Below are 21,717 nucleotides of genomic sequence, written 5' to 3'. Positions count from 1 at the left end.
TGTTAATTCCACAATCCTGCTTTTTCTAATTTCTTTTTACCTTTAAAGGCCATTAAAATCGCACCCACATTTAACAGCAACATAATAAAGATAGTATACAATACATACGTGTAACTACCTGTAAATTGAAAAATAAAACCATATATAGGTAAAGCAACAATACCTGCAATTGCTAATCCTGTTATAGCAAGTCCATAAATTTGACTGAACTCTTTATTACCGAATAGAGCTGTTGTTAACAGTGGCCCTAGTGTTCCAAGAGATGCAACAACGAATCCATATAGACCAGTAGCTAATTTAAATATCATTGGATTTTCAGGTACTAATAAAAGCATTCCTACTGGAACTAACCCTAAAAGCATAGCCGTGATTGCTGTATTTTTCACGCCTATTTTATCACTGAGGTAGCCGAAAAATAATGCTCCAATTACAACACCTACCGACCAAGAGCCCATAGCATTACCCGCAAACTTCACATCATAGCCCAAACCCATTGCGAACGGCGCAACATGTTGGTTAAATGCGGCTATAGAAGTTTCACAGAAAAAGAAAAATACTAAAAAATAAAAGGCACTCGATTTTTTAGCTATAGTAGCAGCAACACCACTATTTGTTGCCATTTGAGCATTAACCGTTGTATCATCCTTCACTTCATCCATACCATATGGCTGTAACCCGATTTGTTGTGGAGCTTTTCTAATCGTTAATAACACAATCGGAATAACAATCGCCATTACCCCTACACCTAAGAAAATATACGTATTTCTCCAACCTGCACTAGCAATTAAGTTACCCGCTACTGGTTGAAGGAAAGCACCTATTAAACCACCAGCTCCAACCATAATACCTAAAGCCAAGCCCTTGTGCTTTTTAAACCAATTGTTAATAAGCACAGGTCCTGCTAATTGTGTTACGATTACAGATCCCATTGCCATTGGAATAGCAAACAGATACCAACCCCATACGGAGTTCATAAACCCAAACATTGCATAGGCTCCTGCCTCCAACGTAACAGCTACCACTAAAAGAATTCTAATATTATATTTTGCTATCATCTTGCCTGCAACTGGTAAAGATAGCATTGTGACAATTGATGCTATGCTAAAGTACAAAGTTAAACTGCCCATTCCAATACCTAAATCTTCTGTAACTGGTGTTAAAAATAGACCACCTGTCGTCGCAATGCCTCCCTTTGCAGCTCCGACCATTACAACTAAACCTAACAATACCCACCAAGCGTAGTGGATTTTTTTCTTTGACTGACTCATAATGTTGTCCCCGATTCGCATGTTGATTTTATTTTTTATTTACTAGTTCTTTAGATAGTAATTTAGTTTAATAATAAACAACCTTCGCAATAGTAACCCGTTATTTATAATGTGTCAAATATATGAACTTTGTTGTTTTACTTCGAATATAAACACAATATTTGTTGAACTTATGTATGCACCATGCTACAAGCCTATTTACACTGGCTCCCGTGTATCTTATGAGCCCTCAAAATACAAGTGTTTTTATTCTTATATTTTTAAATATTACCTTTCAAAAAAACACCTAAAGCGTTGTCTTTGCCCAACGTTTTAGGTGTTTCTATTTATTACATTACTTACAGGAGCTAAAGTTTGTTGCAGGAAAGTGTGCCAGTCACTCAAACAATTTATCGCACACTTTAAAACACCTAAAACATTGTCATATCAACGTTCTAGGTGCTCCTTTTTTAACTCATTATATTCGTTTCCCTACTAGTCTTCTAACATTTCAATCATTTTTGTATAGCCCATTTCTTTCGCATAATCGAGTGCTGTCTTACCCGAATTGTCACGAAGCTCTTTATTGGCATTGTATGCTAATAATTCTTGTACAATTTGCTGATACACCACTGAACCATCCGTTAATGCTACCGCTTCAATTAATGCCGTATAGCCAAATTTATTTTGATGATTGATATTTACTTTACCATCTTCTAACAGTACCCTCACATTATTTAAATGCCCTTTTTCAGCCGCAGGTATTAAGGTATTGCCACCATAGCGATTAACAATTTTTTGATTGGGTTCCGCATGCTCAATCATATACTTTAAAATCTCTGTTTTTCCTTGTGCCCCTGCATATAAATAGGCGCTATCCTGAATATGATCTTGTTGATTAATATCAGCACCCGCATCAATTAATCGCTTCGCAACCTCAATATAATTTTCATGTGTAGCAATTAATAAAGGCGTTTCCCCTTTATCATTTGTTTCATTAATTGGATATGATGAATCCTGTAAAATTTCTAGTACCTTTTCTACATCATTGTTTTCAACTGCTTGAATAAGATCACCTGATTGTGGCTTCATATGCTTTTCCTCCCCCTTGTCATTACACCCTGTGAGTATGAATAATGCGCTTACTACAATGCTTATAAAATATTTCATGTAAAACCTTCCTTTCACAAGGAGATTTTCAGCTATTAAAGCGATATCCACTGCCCCAAATTGTCTCAATTGGTAGCTCTGATAGTTTTCCCTTTTTTAATTTGTCTCGAATGCGACCTACATGAACAACAACTGTAAAAACATCGCCATCTAAGTCATCCATATACCATAATTGACGGAAAAGCTGTTCCTTTGTCCAAACACGATTTGGATGCTCCATAAAAAACACGAGCAGGTCAAATTCCTTCGTTGTAAAAATAACTTCCTGGCCTAAAACAAATACTTTGCGTGCGGCTTTATCAACAATAATATTTTTTATCTCTAAATAATCCTCTGTTTGTTCTGTACGTGTCAGCTGCTTGTAACGTTTACTATGCGCTTGTACACGAGCGACGAACTCACTCGGACTAAATGGCTTTGTTATATAATCATCCGCACCTAAGCCAAGTCCTCTTATCTTATCAATATCTTCTTTTTTTGCAGAAACAATTATAAGCGGAATATTTTTCTTTTCACGAATGCGTCGACAAATTTCAAAACCGTTCATTGAAGGGAGCATTAAATCAACGACAATTAAATCAAAAGGCTCATTTAATGCTCGACTCAATCCTTCAGAACCGTCCGTTATGATTTCTGCCTCTATATCATGAATTTCTAAATAATCTCTTTGTAATTCTGCAATGCTAATATCATCTTCAATAATTAATATTCGTGATGGCATCAGTCATTGACACTTCCTTTAAGCCTTTTCAAGATTATTGTCACCGTTGTACCAAAATGTAGTTTACTTTGAATTTTTACTTGTCCATTATGTTTTTCAACAATTTGCTTCACAATTGCAAGCCCTAAGCCGCTACCGCCTGTCGTCGACGTACGCGCTTCCTCACCACGATAAAAATGATCGAATACATATGGGAGTTGTAGCTCCGAAATTCCTTGTCCATTATCCTTTACAACAATTTCAACAAGCTGCTCAATTACTACTACTTCTAATATCATACATAAAGGTTCATTTGGTTTTTTAAACTTCATACTATTTTCAATTAAATTAGAGATTGCCCGATTCATCTGCATACGATCAATCTGAACATAGACATCCTCCACTACATTCAATGCCAACTGTACATCTCGATTGTATAATTGAAACTCCTCTACAATATGTGTAAGGAACTTGCCAATCTGTATACGCTCAAAATGAAGCTGAACTGCCTCTGCATCAAACTTAGAGTAAAGAAAAAGTTCTTCAATTAATCTGTTCAATGCAAGTGATTTAGAATGGATAGTCTTCAAATACTTTTCTCGCTTTTCAGGCGTTTCGGCAACACCCTCCTGTAAACCTTCCACATACCCAATAATCGTTGTAATCGGTGTTTTTAAATCATGAGAAATACTTGCTATTAAGTCTTTACGGTTTTTTTCAAGATTTCGTTGCTCCTGAATAGAATCTAACAGTGCTGTTCGCATACTCTCAAAATTAGCTGTCAGCTCTTGTACTTCCCTTGCTGTATTAACAAGTAATGAGGGTGCCTCAATCATTAAATCGCCCTCTCGTATTTCAGACATGGTTTGTCCTAAATTTTCTAAAGGTTTAATAATTGTCTTGTGTAAAAGTTGATTTAAAAAGAGCATTGCGGCGAACGATACTAGAAGGATAATGAAAATAATAATAATTCCCCATTTAGTAAGGAAATCTAAAAAGCTGTTTTCTTTTTTCAGCACTAAGACGCTACCCTTAGACTTGTCGCTATAATAAAAGTCGAACTTAATATAACGGTACAGTCCCCCTGCATTATCAATTGTGCCCTTCGTTTCAATATTATTCGTATTGAAAGTTGGAAAATGCACGACAAGTGACCGTTCTACTAACCCATGCGAATAATAAACAATTTCCTCTTCATGACGGATGACAACTCCGAGTGACCTTTTCTCAATCTGTTGAAAACTCTTTTGCATATCTTGCACTAAAAGCCTGTCTGGATCCTCCTTGGCAATATTGCGTAACTCTACATAAGCAAGCTCCTCTTCCGGGCTCAAGGAGCGTTGCTTTGTAAAAGTTTGATACAATGTTTTAGGTGTCGGAACAGACCCTGTTGTCACATAAAAAACAATGCATAGAATGGAGAGAATGGAGACACTCGCAATCACAATACCACCGATATAAGAAGTTAAAAATCTATTCTTGATTGTCATATCGATCTCCTTTCCTCAATTTATAAAGGAGAATCCTTACTTTTTCAAGTGATGGACTATATGGTAATTTTAAAAACTAAATGTTGGTTTCAAATCTCCCTTATACGGCTCATGCTCTACGTAGATTGTGATATCATTACCATCTGCATCCTTACCTACACGCTTATAAGTAAACTTGTCATCATTTAATTCCGTAAGTTCCAATGCTGCACCATATTTATTATCACCTATTGATACATGTGCGCGAATTTTATTGTCATGAATGACATTAAAGTAACCGTAATCTCCGCGACTTTCTCCTGTTTCTCTATTAAAGAATTCATATTTATTTGTGTCCGCTTCAAACTTTGCGACACTTAAAAAATTCCCATTAAACTCTGTGACATCATTACCTTTTTCATCAAGTACCTTTGTTCCACGCCATAATGTTTTACCAAGGATGGCATCTCCATCTACACTAGTATTAATATCTCCTGTAGAAGTAGTTAACGTTTTGTCTTCGTTAGTGAAGGCTAAATCATTTTCATATGGTATATGCTCCACAAACACTTCAATGTCATTACCGTTCATATCTTTCCCCATACGTTTGTAAGTAAAGACTTCTTCATCTAATGCAATTATTTCAACAACTGCTTGATATTTCATCGTATCGGAAATTAAAATACGCTTCATACCGTCATTCGTCATAAAGAATGTACCCTCATCGCCACGAGTTTTCCCTGTTTTCGCGTCAAAAAATTCATATCGACCTATTTCAGAATCGTATTTTGCTAAACCGATAAATCCAGCATTCTCCTCAGTTAAATCAGTGTTATCTTTGTCGTAAACACGCGTACCTTGCCAATTTGTACTGCTTAAAATATTTGCCATTGTTTGGCCCTTTGTCAGTTGCTGCTCAGCTTGATTGGCTTCCGCCTGTTCATTTTGCACGACTGAATTGTCCGTCTCATTTTTCCCAGTATCACTACATGCCGTTAATATTGTGACCGAACTAAAAATAGCGAGTGTTGCGAATTTTAATTTGTTGTTCATATAATATTCTCTCCCTTTTCATTTGCTTATACTCAATTATGAAGTCCAGTTCTAAACTGCATATATCGCAAATATAAACAAAATATAAATTCGAGAAAAAAAGATATTTCTTGTAAGTGGCTTATAAAAAAGCAAAACTCGCCACAGAAATTGACGAGTTTGTTTGTAACTTATTAAATTTTTTTATAATGAAGCATAGCAAGTTGACCTAGCTTTTCAACTTTGATTAAATTATATTTTTGGGTAATATCATCTCCGTTATAAAGGGAGATTCCCTTACCTAAAATAATAGGGGCAATGGCTAGTTGGAATTCATCAATTAAATTTTCTTTAAAAAACTCACGTGCCAATTTTCCCCCACCTATTAACCATATATCTCTACCAGGCTGTTGCTTTAAATTGTTAATGAAAGCTTTGACATCTTCATTAATGAATGAAGCATATTCATCTGATCCGCTGACAGATTTAGAAATCACATAGTTTTTATAATCACTATAAGGATAGTCCATGTCAAATCCTCGAATGGTATCATATGTACCCTTACCCATCACAACAGTATCAATTCTATTTAGAAGGGAATTGTAACCCGAATCGCCTTCTACTTCCGTAGACTCCAACCACTCTAATGTACCATCATCATTTGCAATAAAACCATCAATTGAAGTACCTATATACAAAATAACGTTACGTCTTTTTCCCATATAAATCCCCATTCCTGTTTCAGAAGATAACATTAAGTATAACAGTAACAGTTGTCTAAATTTAATAAGTTCGTACTAATGGTGGTGTATAGTTTGCAATAAATTGTTCGATTTCGATAAATGAGTTGGAAAATAACATTGCTTTTTTATCTGCTTCAGTTAAAAAACCGTTTGTTACCATATCATCATAAAATTCTTTTAATTTATCATAGTAGCCACCTACATTGAATAAAATACATGGATTTTGGTGTTGACCAATTCTTGCCCATGAAATTACCTCAGAAATTTCTTCTAAAGTTCCAGGTCCCCCAGGCAGCGCAATATAGCAGTTCCCTAATTCAATCATCTTATTTTTTCGTTCAGACATGGAATTCACAACTTCTAAACGAGTTAAATTAGGATGACTTAGCTCTCGGTCAACTAAAAAGGTCGGAATAATGCCGATTACTTTACCGTTATGTAATAAAACTTCATCTGCAATGACACCCATTAGACCTGCTTTTCCTCCGCCATATACTAAAGTATGATCATTTTCTGCAATCCATTTACCAAGTAATTTTGCTGCCTCTTCGTATAAATTATTGTTACCTAGACTTGCACCGCAATAAACTGAAATATTCAAATTCGATTCCTCCTTTATGCTATCATTATAGAAGTATAAGGAGTGATTTTCATTGAATATTTTTGAATATCAAAAGTGGATAACTGAATTTTACAAAAATCGAGGCTGGTACGACTTAAACCCCTTTATTCGTGTCAATTTTTTAACAGAAGAGGTTGGTGAAGTTTCAAAAGCCATTCGAACAATTGAAATTGGTCGTGATCGTCCAGATGAAAAAGCTCTACCAAAAGCACAACAAATTGAAAATTTAAAAGAAGAACTAGGCGATGTTCTTGATAATTTATTTATTTTAGCTGATAAGTACGAAATTGATCTAACTGAAATTATGATAAGCCATAAAGATAAACTAACAAAACGCTATCAATAATAGAAGCCCCTAATTAAAAGTTTTAAACATAAGAAAACCACCTAAATCGTTGTCATATCAACGTCTTAGGTGGTTTTCTTCATCATCCACAGTTATTTAATGGCCTTCATCTAGCTCAACAAGTTTTATAAACCTCTGTCGTATGCACGTTTGCACATTCCTCACAATCAGCTAAAATCTCATTCCATCTCTATTCATAAAATTTTTTATATTAAAATCTAAATTATGAAGTATATTCCAAAAATTCTATTTATGTTATATACTATACGCTAGAATAATAAAGGGAGTTTACAAATTTGGCAAATACTATTAATTTTGTATTGCGAGTTGTTTTCTTTTGCCATCAAAGACCGGACCGTTCATTCCATTATAAGGGGAAGAAATTCCCTCTATGTGCGAGATGTACTGGTATGGCAGTAGGTTATCTTTTATCTATAATTTTAGTCATGCTTTTAGGCATATTTAAGCTATGGATTATTGCCTTATTGATTTTACCAATGGCCGTAGACGGTACAGGTCAATTATTTGGTAAATGGACAAGTAATAATAATAGACGGTTCCTTACTGGATTAATAGGTGGGATCGGTATTATTTATATTTTCTACACTATTGGTTACCAATTTTTTTTATTTGGTCAATATGTTGGAAGAAACCTATAACAAACTATTGGAGGTTCTATTATGTATTGTAAAAACTGTGGCGAGCATATTTCGGAACATGCAGAAATTTGTATCCACTGTGGTGTCCGTGTAAAAAATGCAGGTAGTGAAGACAAACCAAACTGGGGCGTTAACATCATTACCCTTTGCTGTGTGCCACTTGTTGGATTAATTATGTTCTTCGTTTGGAAAAACGAAAAACCAGTTGCGGCTAAATCAGCTTTAATGTTCTTCTTTATTAACATAGGTATTATCGTATTATTCTATATTGCAATGTTCATTATTGGATTATCCAGTTACTAAAACGAAGGATTACATATGTATTGTGTATTGAATTAAACATATTTCCGATTTAGCATAAATTCGCCCTAAATGTGGCGTACGTCCTTACGTCACAAATCTTCTGTCACATGTGGTTCTAGGATAAATAGTAATCAAGCAATAAATGTTGGCTCTTACTAATTGCTAAGAGAAAACAACGCAATGAACAAGGTGATAAAAGGGAATTTTTTTAGTATGTAGGGGGTTTTAATATGTATTGTCCTAATTGTGGTACTACCATTAACGAGAATGCCGAAATTTGTATACATTGTGGTGTCAACGTATTAAAGTTTAACAATCAAGTAACTGTAGCAAAAAATGATAAACCAAATATTTGGGTTAATGTACTTAGCTTATGCTGTTTCCCTCTGCTTGGCATTATTATCTATTTTGTATGGAAAGACACTCAACCTAAAGCAGCAAAGTCTGCTTTAATATTTGCTTTGTTTGGTTTAGCTATTTCAATTATTTTCGCAATTATTTCATTTGTAATAGGGTTTGCTACAGAAATGATGGATGATAGTTATTATTACTGATCAATATGACTACAGTGCGTTGGTTTCCACTCACTCCATCATAAACAATAAAGAAGGGTAGACATTTAGAAAAGTCTCCCTTCTTTTTATCGTATTGCTATAAATAAAAGCAACAAGCTTAAAAAATGTATGTATGAGCCTATCGTTTTTTTTATTTCAATAATTTTGCTTATTAAGATCAATTAAGACTTTATAATATGTCCATCTTTATCAGTATATTTACCAACGATAAACATAATTAAATCAACTATTGTTTAAATCCCGAATCCACCTAATTTGAAAATATTTTATAAATAGAAGAGAGAACGACATTAAAGCAAAAGTAGTATATAGATTTGTATAGCGTTACCAAAGAATAAGTCCCCCTTCGAAACATATATTTTTTTAAGAAGTGAATTTATAGGGGGTTTTATCATGGTTATCACACCGGGTATTGAGGATCTACCATACGTACTTCAAAAAGATGGGGTAAAGTTTTTTACTTTAGTTGCTGAGGAAATAACGTGGGAGTTAGTAGATGGTATCTTTATCAAAGCATGGGGATACAACGGCTCAACACCGGGACCAACAATTCGTGTTTTTCCTGGAGATAAAATATGTATTAGGGTCATTAATCAATTACCTGTCCATACTAGCGTGCACTGGCATGGATTAATCGTACCCAATGCTATGGATGGTGTCCCCCCAATTGAGCCCTCCCCATTTATAGAACCTGGATATTATTTTGATTATCATTTTACAATAGTTAATCCCCCAGGTACGTATATGTATCATTCCCATGTAGATGTTTCTATACAAGACAATGCGGGGCTATTAGGTGGCTTTATTGTTGAAGATCCATTAATGGAGTACCTTCCAAACCACAAAGATTATCTCTGTTTACTTCAAGAATGGGCAATCAATGCTTTACCATGGGGCGATCTAACAAAAGGTACGTATGATTTAACTTTTATTAAACCTGATTTTAATTTTTTTACAATCAACGGACGTTGCTACCCGTTAACTGAACCTTTACTAGTCAAATATGGAGATACGGTTAAAGTACGCTTTGGTAATATTCAAATGAACCACCACCCCATTCATTTACATGGACATCAGTTTAAAGTAGTTGGTGCTGATGGTTTCCCAATTGTCCCTCATACACAAATTTATAAAAACACTATCCTCGTCGCATCTGGTGAAACTTGGGATATTAGCTTCCAAGCCAATAACCCAGGTATTTGGCCAATGCATTGCCACATGCCTCATCACGTTACAAACAACGGTGTAGTTGGCTTAGGTGGTATGTTTACTACAGTTAAATATGAAGAAATGAATAATTGATTGAACATTATGTTTTCCACTATATAAGATAGCTGGCGTTATTTTTAAATAAACGCCAGCTATTTTTATTCTCAACTGATGTATCTACAACTGCAGTCTTGAAAAGATGAAAAAATTAATGACTTATAGTATGTCATTCCACACTCAAAAGTCCTACTTTTAATTAAAATTTCCAGGAAAATAGATTTAATAATAAATTAATAAACTAATACTAATTATCAATATTTTAATATTAAGATATTCGAATTACTCCCCTTGTGATAAATTGGAAATATCACATTAAACTGAAAAGTGTGACAATAAAAGCTGAAGGGGGAAATGTAATTTGAAAAAGTTTAAGTTTACGAAGTTCTTAAGTAGTATTATTGCTTTCATTATGGTGCTTTCTCTGTTGGTTCCATTATCGAGTGCTCGTGCTGAAGAATCGAAACCATTCAAGCAAGATAGCCAAAGTGAAAGTATTATTCAACTAAAGGCGGCTATCGCTGAACAGCAAAGCTTGTCTAAAGATGGTCCAACTCTTCACGAAAGCTTACAAAATGTATCTGGCAATCAAGATGTTGCGGTTATCATTCATTTATCAGAATTGCCTGTAGCACTAGAGCAAGGAATGAGCCAAGTCAAAGGCCAAAGATTCTCTAATGCCCGGGCAAATGAAGTTCGTTCAAATGTAAAAGCACAACAAACAAAAGTTAAAAAAGAGCTAGCTACTAAAAAAGTACAGATGACTCAAGGATACACTTTTGATACGGTTTTAAACGGTTTTGCGGCAACTGTGAAAGCAAATGATCTTTCGAAACTGCTTACAGTAGAAGGAATTACATTAATCGAACCTGATGCAATTGTTTATGCATCAGAAGATAATCCGATGAAATCATCGGAACTTCTGAAGGAAAATCAATTAGAAGCTCAAATGAATACAAGTAATTCTTTCCTTGGCATTGAACAGCTTTGGCAGGAAGGTTTTGAAGGTCAAGGAATAAAAGTAGCAGTATTAGATACTGGTATTGATGCAGATCACCCTGAGTTTGCTGGCGTTTACAAAGGCGGAAAAAACTTTATTCCCAATTCAGCAACTTACACGAAACCTCGTGCAGATGACGATGCATCGGAAACATTGCCTTCGGAGCGTCCAGCCGGGACACCTGAATTTAATGAAAAGGGAAGCTCGTTCTATACTTCCCACGGTACACATGTTGCAGGAACAATTGCGGCAATCGGCGCTAACGAATTCGGTATTAAAGGAATTGCTCCCAAAGTAGACCTTTATGCTTACCGTGTTCTTGGGGCCTACGGAAGTGGCGCTACATCTGGTATTGTTAAAGCAATTGAAACTGCTGTAATAGAAAAAATGGATATTATCAACCTTTCACTTGGCGGTGGAGCTAACTCTGAGACGGATGCTGGTTCATTTGCTATTAATAATGCAATGATGGCTGGAACAATCGGAGTGATTGCAACAGGAAATTCTGGGCCAAATCGCGGAACAATGGGCACGCCCGCAACCGCTCGTTTAGGAATTGCTGTTGGTAACACATCATACCCTGAAACCATGTATAACGGGGAAGTGAATGTTGCAATTGGCGACTACAACTTAACTAAACAGCTTCCATTAATGGGCACGACTTTTGGGAAAAATTTATCAACCCAGCTTCAAGGAGAGTTTGACATAGTTGCTGTTCCTGGAAACGGGGAAGTAAAAGATTTTGAAGGCATTGATGTAGAGGGTAAAGTGGCATTAATTGCTCGTGGAGGTATCGCATTCGTTGATAAAATTGCGAATGCAAAGGCAAATGGAGCAGTCGCAACAATTATTCATAACTTTGCTGGTGGAACGAATGCACCGAACATTTCAGGCACATTCCTTGGTGATTCATTTGAGTTTCTGCCGACATTTGATATGTCACAAACAGATGGCGATGCAATTCGCGCTGCATTAGCAGGCGGAACTGGAAAAGTAAGCTTTAGTCAATTTGCTTCCACAAAGACACTGGGGGATGATGTAAACACTTCAAGTTCACGTGGACCATCTACACCAAACTTTGATATTAAACCAGATGTAAGTGCACCGGGAACAAACATTATGTCATCGATTCCAATGTATAAAAAAGATTTCCCGGATGCTGACTATTCAGAGGCATATGCTCGTAAAACAGGCACTTCTATGGCAACACCGCATATTGCAGGAATTGTTGCATTAGTTAAACAAGCAAATCCTGATTGGAACGCGTTCGATGTAAAAGTGGCAATTTCTAATACAGCACAGGTTTTAGATACAACTAAATACGATGTGTTTTCTCAAGGTGCAGGGCGTGTAAATGCTTATGCAGCAGCTCATCCTGAAATCCTTGCCTATGCACTTGATAGCGCAATTATAGATGGATCTGGCGCAGTTGCAGAAAACTTGAAGGGTACAGTTACTTTCGGTCCACAATCTCTTAAAGATCGGGATATTTCTGTAACGAAACAAGTTTTAGTAAAGGATATTAAAGGCAACGGCGGCAATTACAATGTATCAGTTGATGTGACAAAAACATTCGGTGATGCAACTATTACAGTAGATCAGCCGACATTTAATCTAGTTGGTGAGCAAGTTTTAAATATTACATTAACTGCTTCACAAGCTACGGCACCAAATGGCTCTGAAATACTAGGGTATATTTATATCAGTGATGGAGTTACAGAAATTTCTTTGCCATTCGCAGCTGACTTTAGCGGGGCAGCAGTAACTGAAATTAAAGATTATAAGATTACAGAATCAGACCTATCCTTTAACGGAGATGGCGTGAAAGACTCAGCCGTACTCTCATTCACATTAACTGGCGATGTAACAACTAACTATATTGAGCTTTGGGACATTATGAATCCTGAGGGTGGAGAGTACGGAGACGGCTACATTGGTTATCTACATGCAGGTACTGCACTAGGAAAAGGCTCTTATACGCTGAATGTTGGCGGTCAGTACAAACCATGGGGATCAGCACCTGCCACAACGATTCCTGATGGTCTGTATACAATTGACTTCACTGGTCTCGCAGCATCAGGAGTAGTTTCCGATTATGTTGGACCAATTATCGTAAAAACGACTAAACCAGAAATTACTGGTTCAGTAGCTGACGGTGTCGCTACAGGACAGGTAACAGATAAGTATATCGACTATAATGAAGAGTTATATTTATACGGTTTAAATTACAATTTAAATGATAAATTAAAAGCTTCCTATATTTCGACGGTAAATGGCGAAGTACAAGCGCCAGTTGCTTTTACATTAAATCAAGACGGTAGCTTCACATTCCCAGTAACAGCAGAAACTAATGCTGTAAAAGTAATAATTAATGATGCTGCCGGTAATGTTGGTGAAGCAACGATATATGAAAAAGAACTTGTAGAACCAGTACTAACGCTTTCTGTAAATCCAACTGAGTTAAACCTAACAGCTGGAGAAACTGCACAACTTACGGTAACAGAAACGGCAACACCAGCAGAAGGTGAGGCAACAGAGGAAGACGTAACTTCAAAAGCTTCGTATGTTGTTGGAGATGAAAATGTTGCAACAATCGTCAATGGATTAGTAACTGCAGTAGGTGCAGGCACGACTACAATTACTATTTCATATGGTGATAATGAAGTTATTATAAATGTTACAGTTAAAGTACCTGTTATAGAAGAACCAATAGTAACACTAGAAATCGACCAAGCTCAGGTTGAAACAAGAATAGGTAAAGAAGTTACAGTTAAGATTACTGAAGTAACTACTTTTGAAGGTAAAACAACAGAAAAAGATGTGACAAGGCTTGCAACCTACGAAGTAGCGAATGATAAAATAGCTTCTGTAAAAGCAGGGGTTGTAAAAGGAAAAGGTCAAGGTAATACGACGATTACGGTAACATATGGTGAGCACAAACTAACATTTGATGTGTTAGTTGTAAAGCCAGGTAATGGTAATGGCAATGGCAATGGCAATGGCAACGGCAACGGTAATGGCAATGGCAATGGCAATGGCAATGGTAACGGTAACGGTAACGGCAATGGCAATGGCAATGGCAACGGTAACGGTAATGGCAACGGTAATGGTAATGGTAATGGCAACGGTAACGGTAATGGCAACGGTAATGGTAATGGTAATGGTAACAATAATGAAGTTACCGAGGTCCAGTTATAATTAATTTCAGTTCAAGCAAAAGAGAAATTGCACAGCGCAATTTCTCTTTTTATTATTTATTATAAAATAATGGATTATTAAGTTTTTATTATATCGACAAAATATATAAATACTAGTTACTCTTTCTATACATAGAAACCTACATAATTTTATATCCTTTCGGTTATTTTAATATTAAATTTCTTAGAATATAGTCAAGTTTAATATTAGAAACATTATTGCAATATAAATGCCATAGTCGTAAACAAATTAACACCTCCCTGTTCTTTTTCTCAGAAAAAACTATGTTACGATTATTTTAAATTAGCAACCAAGAACATGGAGGATAAATAAATGCTTAAAAAAATTATATCAATTGTACCAGTTGCAATGCTCTCTGCAACTTTAGGTGCTAATGCTCAAGCTGCAACAATTACCGTCCAAAAAGGTGATACCCTTTGGGATTTATCACGTGCAAATAATACATCTGTAGAAAATATCCAAAAGTTCAATCATATTAATACTAACCTTATTCACCCTGGGGATGTTCTAACCATACCACAGCAAAAACAATATACTGTTAAGCAAGGGGATACATTATGGGACATAGCCCTAAATCATCAAGTAACCGTTTCGCAAATTAAAGAATGGAACCAATTACATACTGATCTCATTCAACCAGGTTTAAATCTATCCATCTTTATTGGTTTAGAAACTAGTACGGCTGTAACTGAAACAATGCCTGCAACTCATGAATCAAAGGAAACGACAACTTCAGCAACCACTCCATCAAGTGATTCTACTTCAACGGAGAATAAACCTGAAGCAACTGTTCCTTCAACAAGTAATTCAGCTTCAGAGCAAAGTATGCCTAAAGCAACAGCTCCATCAACAAGTAATTCTACTTCATTGGAGAGTACGCCTAAAGCACCCGCTCCATCAACAAGTAATTCAGCTTCATTGGAGAGTACGCCTAAAGCACCCGCTCCATCAACAAGTAATTCAGCTTCAACGGAGAGTAAACCTGAAGCAACTGTTCCTTCAACAAGTAATTCAGCTTCTAAGGAAATTATAGTGGAAGCTTCAGCCTATACAGCATCATGTGAGGGATGTTCCGGTATTACCGCTACTGGAATTAACCTTAAAACAAACCCAAATGCAAAGGTTATCTCAGTTGACCCAACTGTTATTCCGCTTGGCAGTAAAGTTTATGTAGAAGGCTATGGTGAAGCGATTGCAGGAGATACTGGAGGAGCCATTAAAGGAAAACGAATCGATGTCTTCTTTCCTTCTCAACAGGATGCAATCAATTTTGGAGTAAAACAATTAAAGGTAACAATATTAAACTAACATACATCAATCCCCATCCTATACTTAGGATTTAATATATATGAACAATAAGGTGACTTGAATCCTTATTTAAAGCAAAAAAGAACCACATTTGGTTCTTTTTTTGCTTATTTTCTCAGGGCCTCTTGTATTATTTAAGCATTGTCGCAGTTAAAAATTCCCGAGTTCGCTCCTCTTTCGGATGGTCGAAAAATTGTTCAGGTGTGCCGCGTTCAATAATTTTCCCATCGTGCATATACACAATCCAATCAGCTACTTCTCTTGCGAATCCCATTTCATGGGTTACAACAACCATCGTCATTCCTTCTTCAGCCAAGTCTTTCATCGTTGTTAAAACCTCTCCCACAAGCTCGGGATCGAGTGCCGATGTTGGCTCATCAAAAAGCATAATGTCTGGTTCCATCGCAAGTGCTCTCGCAATCGCCACTCGTTGCTTTTGCCCCCCTGATAGTTTACTAGGATAGACATCCGCCTTATCTTCCAAACCTACTTTTTGCAGTAATTCTTCTGCTTTGTTGATGGCCTTTTCTTTGTCTACACCCTTTACCATGATAGGCGCTTCAATAATATTTTCTAAAACCGTTTTGTGAGGGAATAAGTTGAAATTTTGAAACACCATTCCTACCTTTTCTCTAATCTTGTTAAGGTCATCTGTTCGTGGATTGACTTCATTTCCCTCAATTATAATATTGCCGTTATCCTTTCTTTCTAAAAAGTTCAAACAGCGCAGGAGGGTACTTTTTCCTGACCCACTCGATCCTATTAGACAAACAACATCGCTCTCGTAAACTGTCATGTCGATATTTTTCAATACATGTAAATCTCCAAACGATTTATTCAATTGATTTATTTTAATCATTTCCTTGGTGTCCAATTTTTTCAGCTCCTATCTGTCGCTTATTGCTAATTTCATTTCAGTTCGGTTCACTACAAATGTCATCAACGCTACCAGTAATAAATAGTAGACTGCTACGATGAGTAAATAGGTCATTTCATCAAAATTATTCGATCCAAGTGTTGTCGCCACATTAAACAGCTCATTCATGGAGATAAATGCGGCCAACGAAGAATCTTTTAAACTGATGATAAATTGATTGCCTAAAGGCGGCAACGCTCGACGGAATGCCTGTGGAAGAATAATTCTTCTTAATGTCAGTATCTTTGTCATTCCCAAAGAGCGGCCTGCCTCAACCTGACCTTTATCGACTGACTGAATTGCGCCTCGAAGGATTTCAGAAATATAAGCTCCATTATGTAATGCTAGAGCAAGTGAAGCAGCCCAAAAATCAGGAATAAGGAAAATCCCACTTATTCCGAAGTAAAGGATAAATATTTGGACAATCAGCGGTGTTCCGCGGACCAAATAGACATATATATCTGAAATAAGTTTTAAAATTTTTATATTAGAAATTTTTAATAGAGCAAAGACAAGTCCAATGACGATTCCAAGTATGATAGAAACCACCGTCAGCTCTAATGTTAATAGCATAGCTTTAAAGAATACACCTTTTGTTTCCATTAGTATGTTAAAAAAATGCGAAAAACTTGGCAAAGTACTACTTCCTTTCTTTCTATAGCATTGATTTATTCTGGTTTTTTGGTAATGTCCTCACCAAAATATTTGATACTGATTTGAGTCAGTGTCCCATTTTCCCGGAGTTGTTCCAAAGCTTCATTTACACGCTTCAATAGTTTTGGATTATCCTGGGGCAGCACAATCGCTTGTTCACTGCGATTAATTAATTGCTGTCCTTTAATCTTAAACCCTTCCTTTTCAGCTGTTTTTCCTGTAACAAAATCAGTAATGACCGCATCATGACGTCCGGTGCTCAACGCCTTTAAAGCTGTAATATCGCTGTCATAGGTTTTGACTTTGTCTGTATACTGGGAAGCTGTATCGGCATATGTCGATCCTTTTGCAACAGCTACTTCCTTTCCCTTTAAATCTTCGACAGTCTTAATTTTACTATCCGGTCTGGTGAAAATTTTCGGTCCCGAATAATAATACGGGGTAGAGAAAGAAACATGTTTACTTCGCTGCGGGTTAATCGTGTGACTCGCAACCGCTGCATCCGCTCGGCCTGTTTTTACCCCTTCTACAATCCCTTTGAACTTGATTCGTTTCTGAACCGGCTCAAGGCCCATTTCTTTTGCAATTGCTTCCCCCACCTCAATATCAAAGCCCGACATTGTGAGATCGTCATTTATATAACTAAATGGCTTAAATTCACCAGAAGTAGCAAAAACAAATTGGTTTTTATTTATCAGTTCAGAACCATCCTCAAGCTTCTTCTTCTCTGTACAACCAGTCAAAAAGCAGACTACGATTATACTAAAGACCAATAGTAACTTTTTATTCAACAACATGTTGGCTATGACTCCTTTTCCCTTTCGATTATTCCTACAATGCTTCTTGCTAAATAACTTGCTTATGATGGTTAATACCCTATCTACTCCTGATAAAACAAAAAAAGTGTCAGGCACTGTTAATAGTACCCGACACTTTTTAATCATTTTTAATTTATATACATCTCTTTCAAGTCTTCTCTTTCCTCAAATATTGATGCTTTTCAAATGCTTTCGTAATCATTATGGAAGACAATTTCATAAGCAAATGGTGTGGTACAAATATGTCTTTGAATCGTTAAACCCTCTTCTCTACAACTGTCTACTAAAAAAGCAGCACCAATATAAAATTGATGCTGCCTTAATTAACCGCACTTATGTGGTATGGTTCACCGTTCCATCTTCAAAGGAGGTTATTTTCAACATGTAATTTTCTAAGTCGCTGCTGAGGAAGCAGCCGCATGGTCAGCCTTCACACAATCAATTGCAACAACGAATGCAATAATGATGGCCTCCATCTCCTCATCCAATATTTGAACCTTATAGCTATCTCCCCAAGTGAACCACTCCTTGTTCACTTTACCGATGACTACACCATGCTGTAAGACCTGAAACTCCATATCCCACCAGTTACCATGTATCTCAATGTCTGCTCCATCAATCGTATAACGTGCTTTAAAGAAAGAAAACTCTTTCTTAATCGTTAACACCTCTCGACCATTTACCTCAACAAAAAACTTCGGTAAAAAGCTGAACACCTTTTTCGTAATAAGGGCTACTTCATCTCTTGTTTTATTCATAATGGAGAAAGTCTTTGGAATTTGCATAAAACTACCTTCTACGTAATAAACATCCTCTTCCTGCTGATCCTTTATTGTGAATTTGCCACTTAGACTGAATACCTTTTGCTTTATATAAAGTTGCTTCATTCTACACCTCCTTCGAAATCTTCGTAACAACACTAAAAAAGAGTTTAACTTTTTCATATATAAGTAAATTTTATAAAAAAGGTAGTTCCTTCAGATCCTGTTTGAAATTCAATTTTTGCGTTATGACGGGCAGCAATTGCATAGCATATGCCTAGTCCTAAGCCAGTGCCATTATCTTTGGTCGTATAAAATGGAGTACCCAATTTCTCAACTATCGCAGGACTGATACCTTCCCCTTGATCCCGTACTGCAAGAATTACACAATTTCCATCCCCTTTGTAGGTACTGATGGATAGAACCTTACCTGTGCTCATTGATTCTAAGCCATTACGGTATAGATTTATTATCAATTGTCGTATTTCGTTACGATTTAAAAGTAAATTCGGAATGTCATTCAGATTAAATTGAATAATTTTATTTTGATTAAATGCATCTATCTTTATTAAAGGCGTAATATCTCGAATAATAGAATTTAAATCTAACATCTGTAAATCGGATGTCTTTGTATTACCTATAGAAAGGAATTCAGTAATAATAGAATTGGCACGGTCAAGCTCTTCGATCATGACATTAAAGTAATCATTATGTTTTTCGAATTCGCTCTCTTTTTTTAATAGCTGCAAAAATCCTCGTACTGTTGTCATAGGATTTCTAATCTCATGGCTAATACCTGCTGCCATCTGACCTATTAAGTCTAGGTTTGATAATCTTTTCAATTCCTTCTCATATTTCTTTTTTTCAGTTATGTTTTTTAAAAGGCAACAGATTCCCTCATCATATGGGTAAGCAACTGCTTCATACCAAAAATCACCATATGCTGAGGTCATTTCGAAATGTACTGGTATTCGCTCTGACATCGCACGATGAAATTCCTTATACATGACCGTATCTACACATTTAGGGAAAATTTCCCATATATTTTGTCCTAATACATCCTTTGCCGTTTTCCTTTGCGGCAAACATTGATGTTTATTCATGTAAAGAAATTCCCACTCTTTGTTCAATGCAAAGAATCCATCCGTAATACTTTCAATAACACTTGTAACCTTTTCATTAGCAGCAGCTAGTTCCCTTGTTCGCTCCTCTACCATATTTTCAAGTTGGTCCATATATAACAAGTTTGAAATTGTAGGGGCTGTGGCATCGACTATCGATTTTGCTAATTGAATTTGAGATTCATGGAAATTACATGTTTCCCCTCCTAAATTGACAACTGTTATAACCCCTAATACTTCCCCCATTGAAACTAGTGGCATCATAAAAAGACTCATACTATCTATATTTGGAGTGACAATTATACTTTTTGTTTCAATAATCTGTTGAATCATAGCTTCGTAGCTTTGGTTCATTCCAATGCTTTTAAGATTCTCCATCCAATTGGCTTCTGTCCAATCACAGTCTGTATTAAATTTCATGAATGTGATTGTGTTTTTTCTCAATGGATCCAGGATGTGGGCTGCACTTTTTTTGCTACCTAAAACCTTTCCTAAGTAGTAAAAACATTTATCAAGACTTTTCTGCACGGAGGAACACATCGACAAATCACGTGTAACATTGAGTAACAACTGCTTTTCTGCAATAAGGTTTTCCTTTTGCTTTAAATTATTTGCGTTTTGAATTGCAACTGCAGCCATATTTACATATGCTTCAACACTCTGAATTTCTGATTCTGTTAAATTCATCGGCGTTCCATAATCAAATAAAAAAACTAAACCAAATATCTCTTGCTCATATGAGATAGGCAGTGCTAATAAGGACTTAATTTTGAAGGCTTCTACCGATCTCGGGTCCGGTCGATTATCCTTTGAGGTATCAGAGATATAGATGGTTTTTTTAGTTTCAATAACCTCTTTGGCCAGTAAGTCTGTTTCAACATCAATTACCTGAGTATCGAGCGTTATGCCATTCATATCTTCTGGTTTTCCTACAAATCCTCTAAATGTGCCATCTTTTTCTGGTAAATAAATACCCACCGAGTTACATTGCACGATTTCCTCGGATATTGCCTGTGTTACACGCTGTAAAACTTCACGTAGTTCTAACTTTGTATTAATTACTTTGGTTATACTCGCGAGCCTAGAATATCTCGTCTGTTCACTTAACATTCACAATGTCTCCAATCAAAACCTACTAAAATTAAAAGTAAAAGTATAATTTCTAGCTAACAGTCTAGTTCTAGATTAGTTTATATTATATATGTATCCTATTATACATGGAAAACCTCTATTACTTATGATATGGTTTACCGTGATAGCGCTAGTCTGTTTCGACCCGATGATAGGAACGACCATAAGGACTTCTAATAACTCCAATTCGTTTTTGTTAGTTCCTGCTATCATTCCAATGCCAGTCACTTTCAATGAATCTATCCACTCAATAGACCCTACATATGATACCAATGAATAAGAACTGATTATTGATTCTGTTTGCATGAGCTACATTCTCAGAATGCTTTTTATTGTCATTTGTTCCCTTTCAGCAGTAATATTTAACGCTCGCAAATTTAAAAATATAAAATATTTGATTCATAAATCTACTATATTCCCATTTTATTCTTATACTCAGTTTGGAGAAAAAGGATTATCCAACAAATTCTTATATGGAAACAGGTATAGAAAAAGAGATCTTTTTCTATACCTGTTTTTTAGTAAACACTATTTTAGTTGGTAATTGATTGTAACGGAAGGCGGCGACTCCAGATGGAATAGTGATATGGACCCGTAAAGTTGTACTTCATTTATGCTGTTTTTTCAAAGTTTTTTCTATACTCAACTGGACTTAAA

18 protein-coding genes and 1 pseudogene are annotated in these 21,717 nt (G+C 36.0%); 7 read left to right on the top strand and 12 right to left on the bottom strand.

All coding sequences use genetic code 11. From position 1 onward, the window contains the following. Positions 1-2: 2 nt before the first annotated feature. The 7 genes and pseudogenes from ACIP9C_RS16490 to ACIP9C_RS16460 form a co-directional block, all read right to left on the bottom strand. The gene (locus tag ACIP9C_RS16490; RefSeq protein WP_401012346.1) at positions 3-1,268 is read right to left on the bottom strand and encodes an MFS transporter; all 1,266 of its coding nucleotides are present in this window, start codon (positions 1,266-1,268) and stop codon (positions 3-5) included. Positions 1,269-1,742: 474 nt separating this feature from the next. Then, positions 1,743-2,339 (bottom strand): ankyrin repeat domain-containing protein, encoded by a 597-nt coding sequence (locus ACIP9C_RS16485; RefSeq protein WP_401012344.1) that lies wholly within the window; start codon positions 2,337-2,339, stop codon positions 1,743-1,745. Between the two features lie 106 nt (positions 2,340-2,445). After that, a complete protein-coding gene (locus ACIP9C_RS16480; RefSeq protein WP_401012342.1) occupies positions 2,446-3,138 on the bottom strand; it encodes a response regulator transcription factor in 693 nt (230 codons plus the stop codon). After that, positions 3,138-4,607: a sensor histidine kinase gene (locus ACIP9C_RS16475; protein WP_401012340.1), complete on the bottom strand. Its 1,470-nt coding sequence runs from the start codon at positions 4,605-4,607 to the stop codon at positions 3,138-3,140. Before ACIP9C_RS16475 ends, ACIP9C_RS16480 begins: the two co-directional genes overlap by 1 nt. Positions 4,608-4,676: 69 nt before the next feature. Continuing rightward, positions 4,677-5,504 (bottom strand): annotated as a pseudogene (locus tag ACIP9C_RS16470) (DUF4822 domain-containing protein); the annotation flags it as partial. A gap of 308 nt (positions 5,505-5,812) precedes the next feature. Next, complete coding sequence (locus ACIP9C_RS16465) at positions 5,813-6,340, bottom strand: dihydrofolate reductase family protein (RefSeq protein WP_401012338.1); 528 nt, start codon at positions 6,338-6,340, stop codon at positions 5,813-5,815. Between the two features lie 61 nt (positions 6,341-6,401). Then, positions 6,402-6,962, bottom strand: a complete 561-nt coding sequence (locus ACIP9C_RS16460; RefSeq protein ID WP_401012336.1) for an LOG family protein — start codon at positions 6,960-6,962, stop codon at positions 6,402-6,404. 52 nt (positions 6,963-7,014) lie between these two features. Between ACIP9C_RS16460 and ACIP9C_RS16455 the strand changes: the two genes are divergently transcribed. From ACIP9C_RS16455 to ACIP9C_RS16425, 7 genes are all read left to right on the top strand, one after another. Continuing rightward, complete coding sequence (locus ACIP9C_RS16455) at positions 7,015-7,329, top strand: MazG nucleotide pyrophosphohydrolase domain-containing protein (protein ID WP_401012335.1); 315 nt, start codon at positions 7,015-7,017, stop codon at positions 7,327-7,329. A gap of 296 nt (positions 7,330-7,625) precedes the next feature. Next, positions 7,626-7,988 carry a DUF2085 domain-containing protein gene (locus ACIP9C_RS16450; RefSeq protein WP_401012334.1) on the top strand — a complete coding sequence of 121 codons (363 nt, stop codon included), beginning with the start codon at positions 7,626-7,628 and terminating at the stop codon, positions 7,986-7,988. Positions 7,989-8,009: 21 nt separating this feature from the next. Next, positions 8,010-8,291, top strand: a complete 282-nt coding sequence (locus ACIP9C_RS16445; protein ID WP_401012332.1) for a zinc ribbon domain-containing protein — start codon at positions 8,010-8,012, stop codon at positions 8,289-8,291. 230 nt (positions 8,292-8,521) lie between these two features. Continuing rightward, positions 8,522-8,845: a zinc-ribbon domain-containing protein gene (locus ACIP9C_RS16440; protein WP_401012331.1), complete on the top strand. Its 324-nt coding sequence runs from the start codon at positions 8,522-8,524 to the stop codon at positions 8,843-8,845. A gap of 414 nt (positions 8,846-9,259) precedes the next feature. Continuing rightward, positions 9,260-10,168, top strand: coding sequence for a multicopper oxidase family protein (locus ACIP9C_RS16435; protein WP_401012329.1), 909 nt, complete (start codon positions 9,260-9,262; stop codon positions 10,166-10,168). Between the two features lie 325 nt (positions 10,169-10,493). Further along, on the top strand, positions 10,494-14,330 hold the full coding sequence (locus ACIP9C_RS16430) for a S8 family serine peptidase (RefSeq protein WP_401012327.1): 3,837 nt from the start codon (positions 10,494-10,496) through the stop codon (positions 14,328-14,330). Between the two features lie 333 nt (positions 14,331-14,663). Then, positions 14,664-15,659, top strand: coding sequence for a LysM peptidoglycan-binding and 3D domain-containing protein (locus tag ACIP9C_RS16425; protein ID WP_401012325.1), 996 nt, complete (start codon positions 14,664-14,666; stop codon positions 15,657-15,659). A gap of 130 nt (positions 15,660-15,789) precedes the next feature. Here the strand turns inward: ACIP9C_RS16425 and ACIP9C_RS16420 are convergent, their stop codons facing one another. The 5 genes from ACIP9C_RS16420 to ACIP9C_RS16400 form a co-directional block, all read right to left on the bottom strand. Continuing rightward, the gene (locus tag ACIP9C_RS16420; protein WP_401012324.1) at positions 15,790-16,533 is read right to left on the bottom strand and encodes an amino acid ABC transporter ATP-binding protein; all 744 of its coding nucleotides are present in this window, start codon (positions 16,531-16,533) and stop codon (positions 15,790-15,792) included. Positions 16,534-16,545: 12 nt separating this feature from the next. Further along, positions 16,546-17,211, bottom strand: coding sequence for an amino acid ABC transporter permease (locus ACIP9C_RS16415; RefSeq protein ID WP_401012323.1), 666 nt, complete (start codon positions 17,209-17,211; stop codon positions 16,546-16,548). Positions 17,212-17,243: 32 nt separating this feature from the next. Next, a complete protein-coding gene (locus ACIP9C_RS16410) occupies positions 17,244-18,026 on the bottom strand; it encodes a transporter substrate-binding domain-containing protein (RefSeq protein ID WP_401012321.1) in 783 nt (260 codons plus the stop codon). Between the two features lie 413 nt (positions 18,027-18,439). Beyond that, positions 18,440-18,934 carry an LURP-one-related/scramblase family protein gene (locus ACIP9C_RS16405; protein WP_401012319.1) on the bottom strand — a complete coding sequence of 165 codons (495 nt, stop codon included), beginning with the start codon at positions 18,932-18,934 and terminating at the stop codon, positions 18,440-18,442. 53 nt (positions 18,935-18,987) lie between these two features. Beyond that, positions 18,988-21,039, bottom strand: a complete 2,052-nt coding sequence (locus ACIP9C_RS16400) for a GAF domain-containing sensor histidine kinase (protein WP_401012318.1) — start codon at positions 21,037-21,039, stop codon at positions 18,988-18,990. Positions 21,040-21,717: the final 678 nt, after the last annotated feature.

It is taken from the genome of Lysinibacillus sp. NPDC093210 (genome assembly GCF_044753985.1).
Taxonomy (GTDB): Bacteria; Bacillota; Bacilli; order Bacillales_A; family Planococcaceae; genus Lysinibacillus.
This window is presented reverse-complemented; position numbering and strand designations above follow the sequence as displayed.

Excerpts from the sequence above, each read along its gene's own strand:
- ACIP9C_RS16475 (WP_401012340.1), bottom strand. The coding sequence starts at position 4,607 with ATGACAATCAAGAATAGATTTTTAACTTCTTATATCGGTGGTATTGTG.
- ACIP9C_RS16400 (WP_401012318.1), bottom strand. The coding sequence starts at position 21,039 with ATGTTAAGTGAACAGACGAGATATTCTAGGCTCGCGAGTATAACCAAA.
- ACIP9C_RS16480 (WP_401012342.1), bottom strand. The coding sequence starts at position 3,138 with ATGCCATCACGAATATTAATTATTGAAGATGATATTAGCATTGCAGAA.
- ACIP9C_RS16425 (WP_401012325.1), top strand. The coding sequence starts at position 14,664 with ATGCTTAAAAAAATTATATCAATTGTACCAGTTGCAATGCTCTCTGCA.
- ACIP9C_RS16405 (WP_401012319.1), bottom strand. The coding sequence starts at position 18,934 with ATGAAGCAACTTTATATAAAGCAAAAGGTATTCAGTCTAAGTGGCAAA.
- ACIP9C_RS16465 (WP_401012338.1), bottom strand. The coding sequence starts at position 6,340 with ATGGGAAAAAGACGTAACGTTATTTTGTATATAGGTACTTCAATTGAT.
- ACIP9C_RS16440 (WP_401012331.1), top strand. The coding sequence starts at position 8,522 with ATGTATTGTCCTAATTGTGGTACTACCATTAACGAGAATGCCGAAATT.
- ACIP9C_RS16435 (WP_401012329.1), top strand. The coding sequence starts at position 9,260 with ATGGTTATCACACCGGGTATTGAGGATCTACCATACGTACTTCAAAAA.
- ACIP9C_RS16410 (WP_401012321.1), bottom strand. The coding sequence starts at position 18,026 with ATGTTGTTGAATAAAAAGTTACTATTGGTCTTTAGTATAATCGTAGTC.
- ACIP9C_RS16445 (WP_401012332.1), top strand. The coding sequence starts at position 8,010 with ATGTATTGTAAAAACTGTGGCGAGCATATTTCGGAACATGCAGAAATT.
- ACIP9C_RS16490 (WP_401012346.1), bottom strand. The coding sequence starts at position 1,268 with ATGAGTCAGTCAAAGAAAAAAATCCACTACGCTTGGTGGGTATTGTTA.
- ACIP9C_RS16485 (WP_401012344.1), bottom strand. The coding sequence starts at position 2,339 with ATGAAGCCACAATCAGGTGATCTTATTCAAGCAGTTGAAAACAATGAT.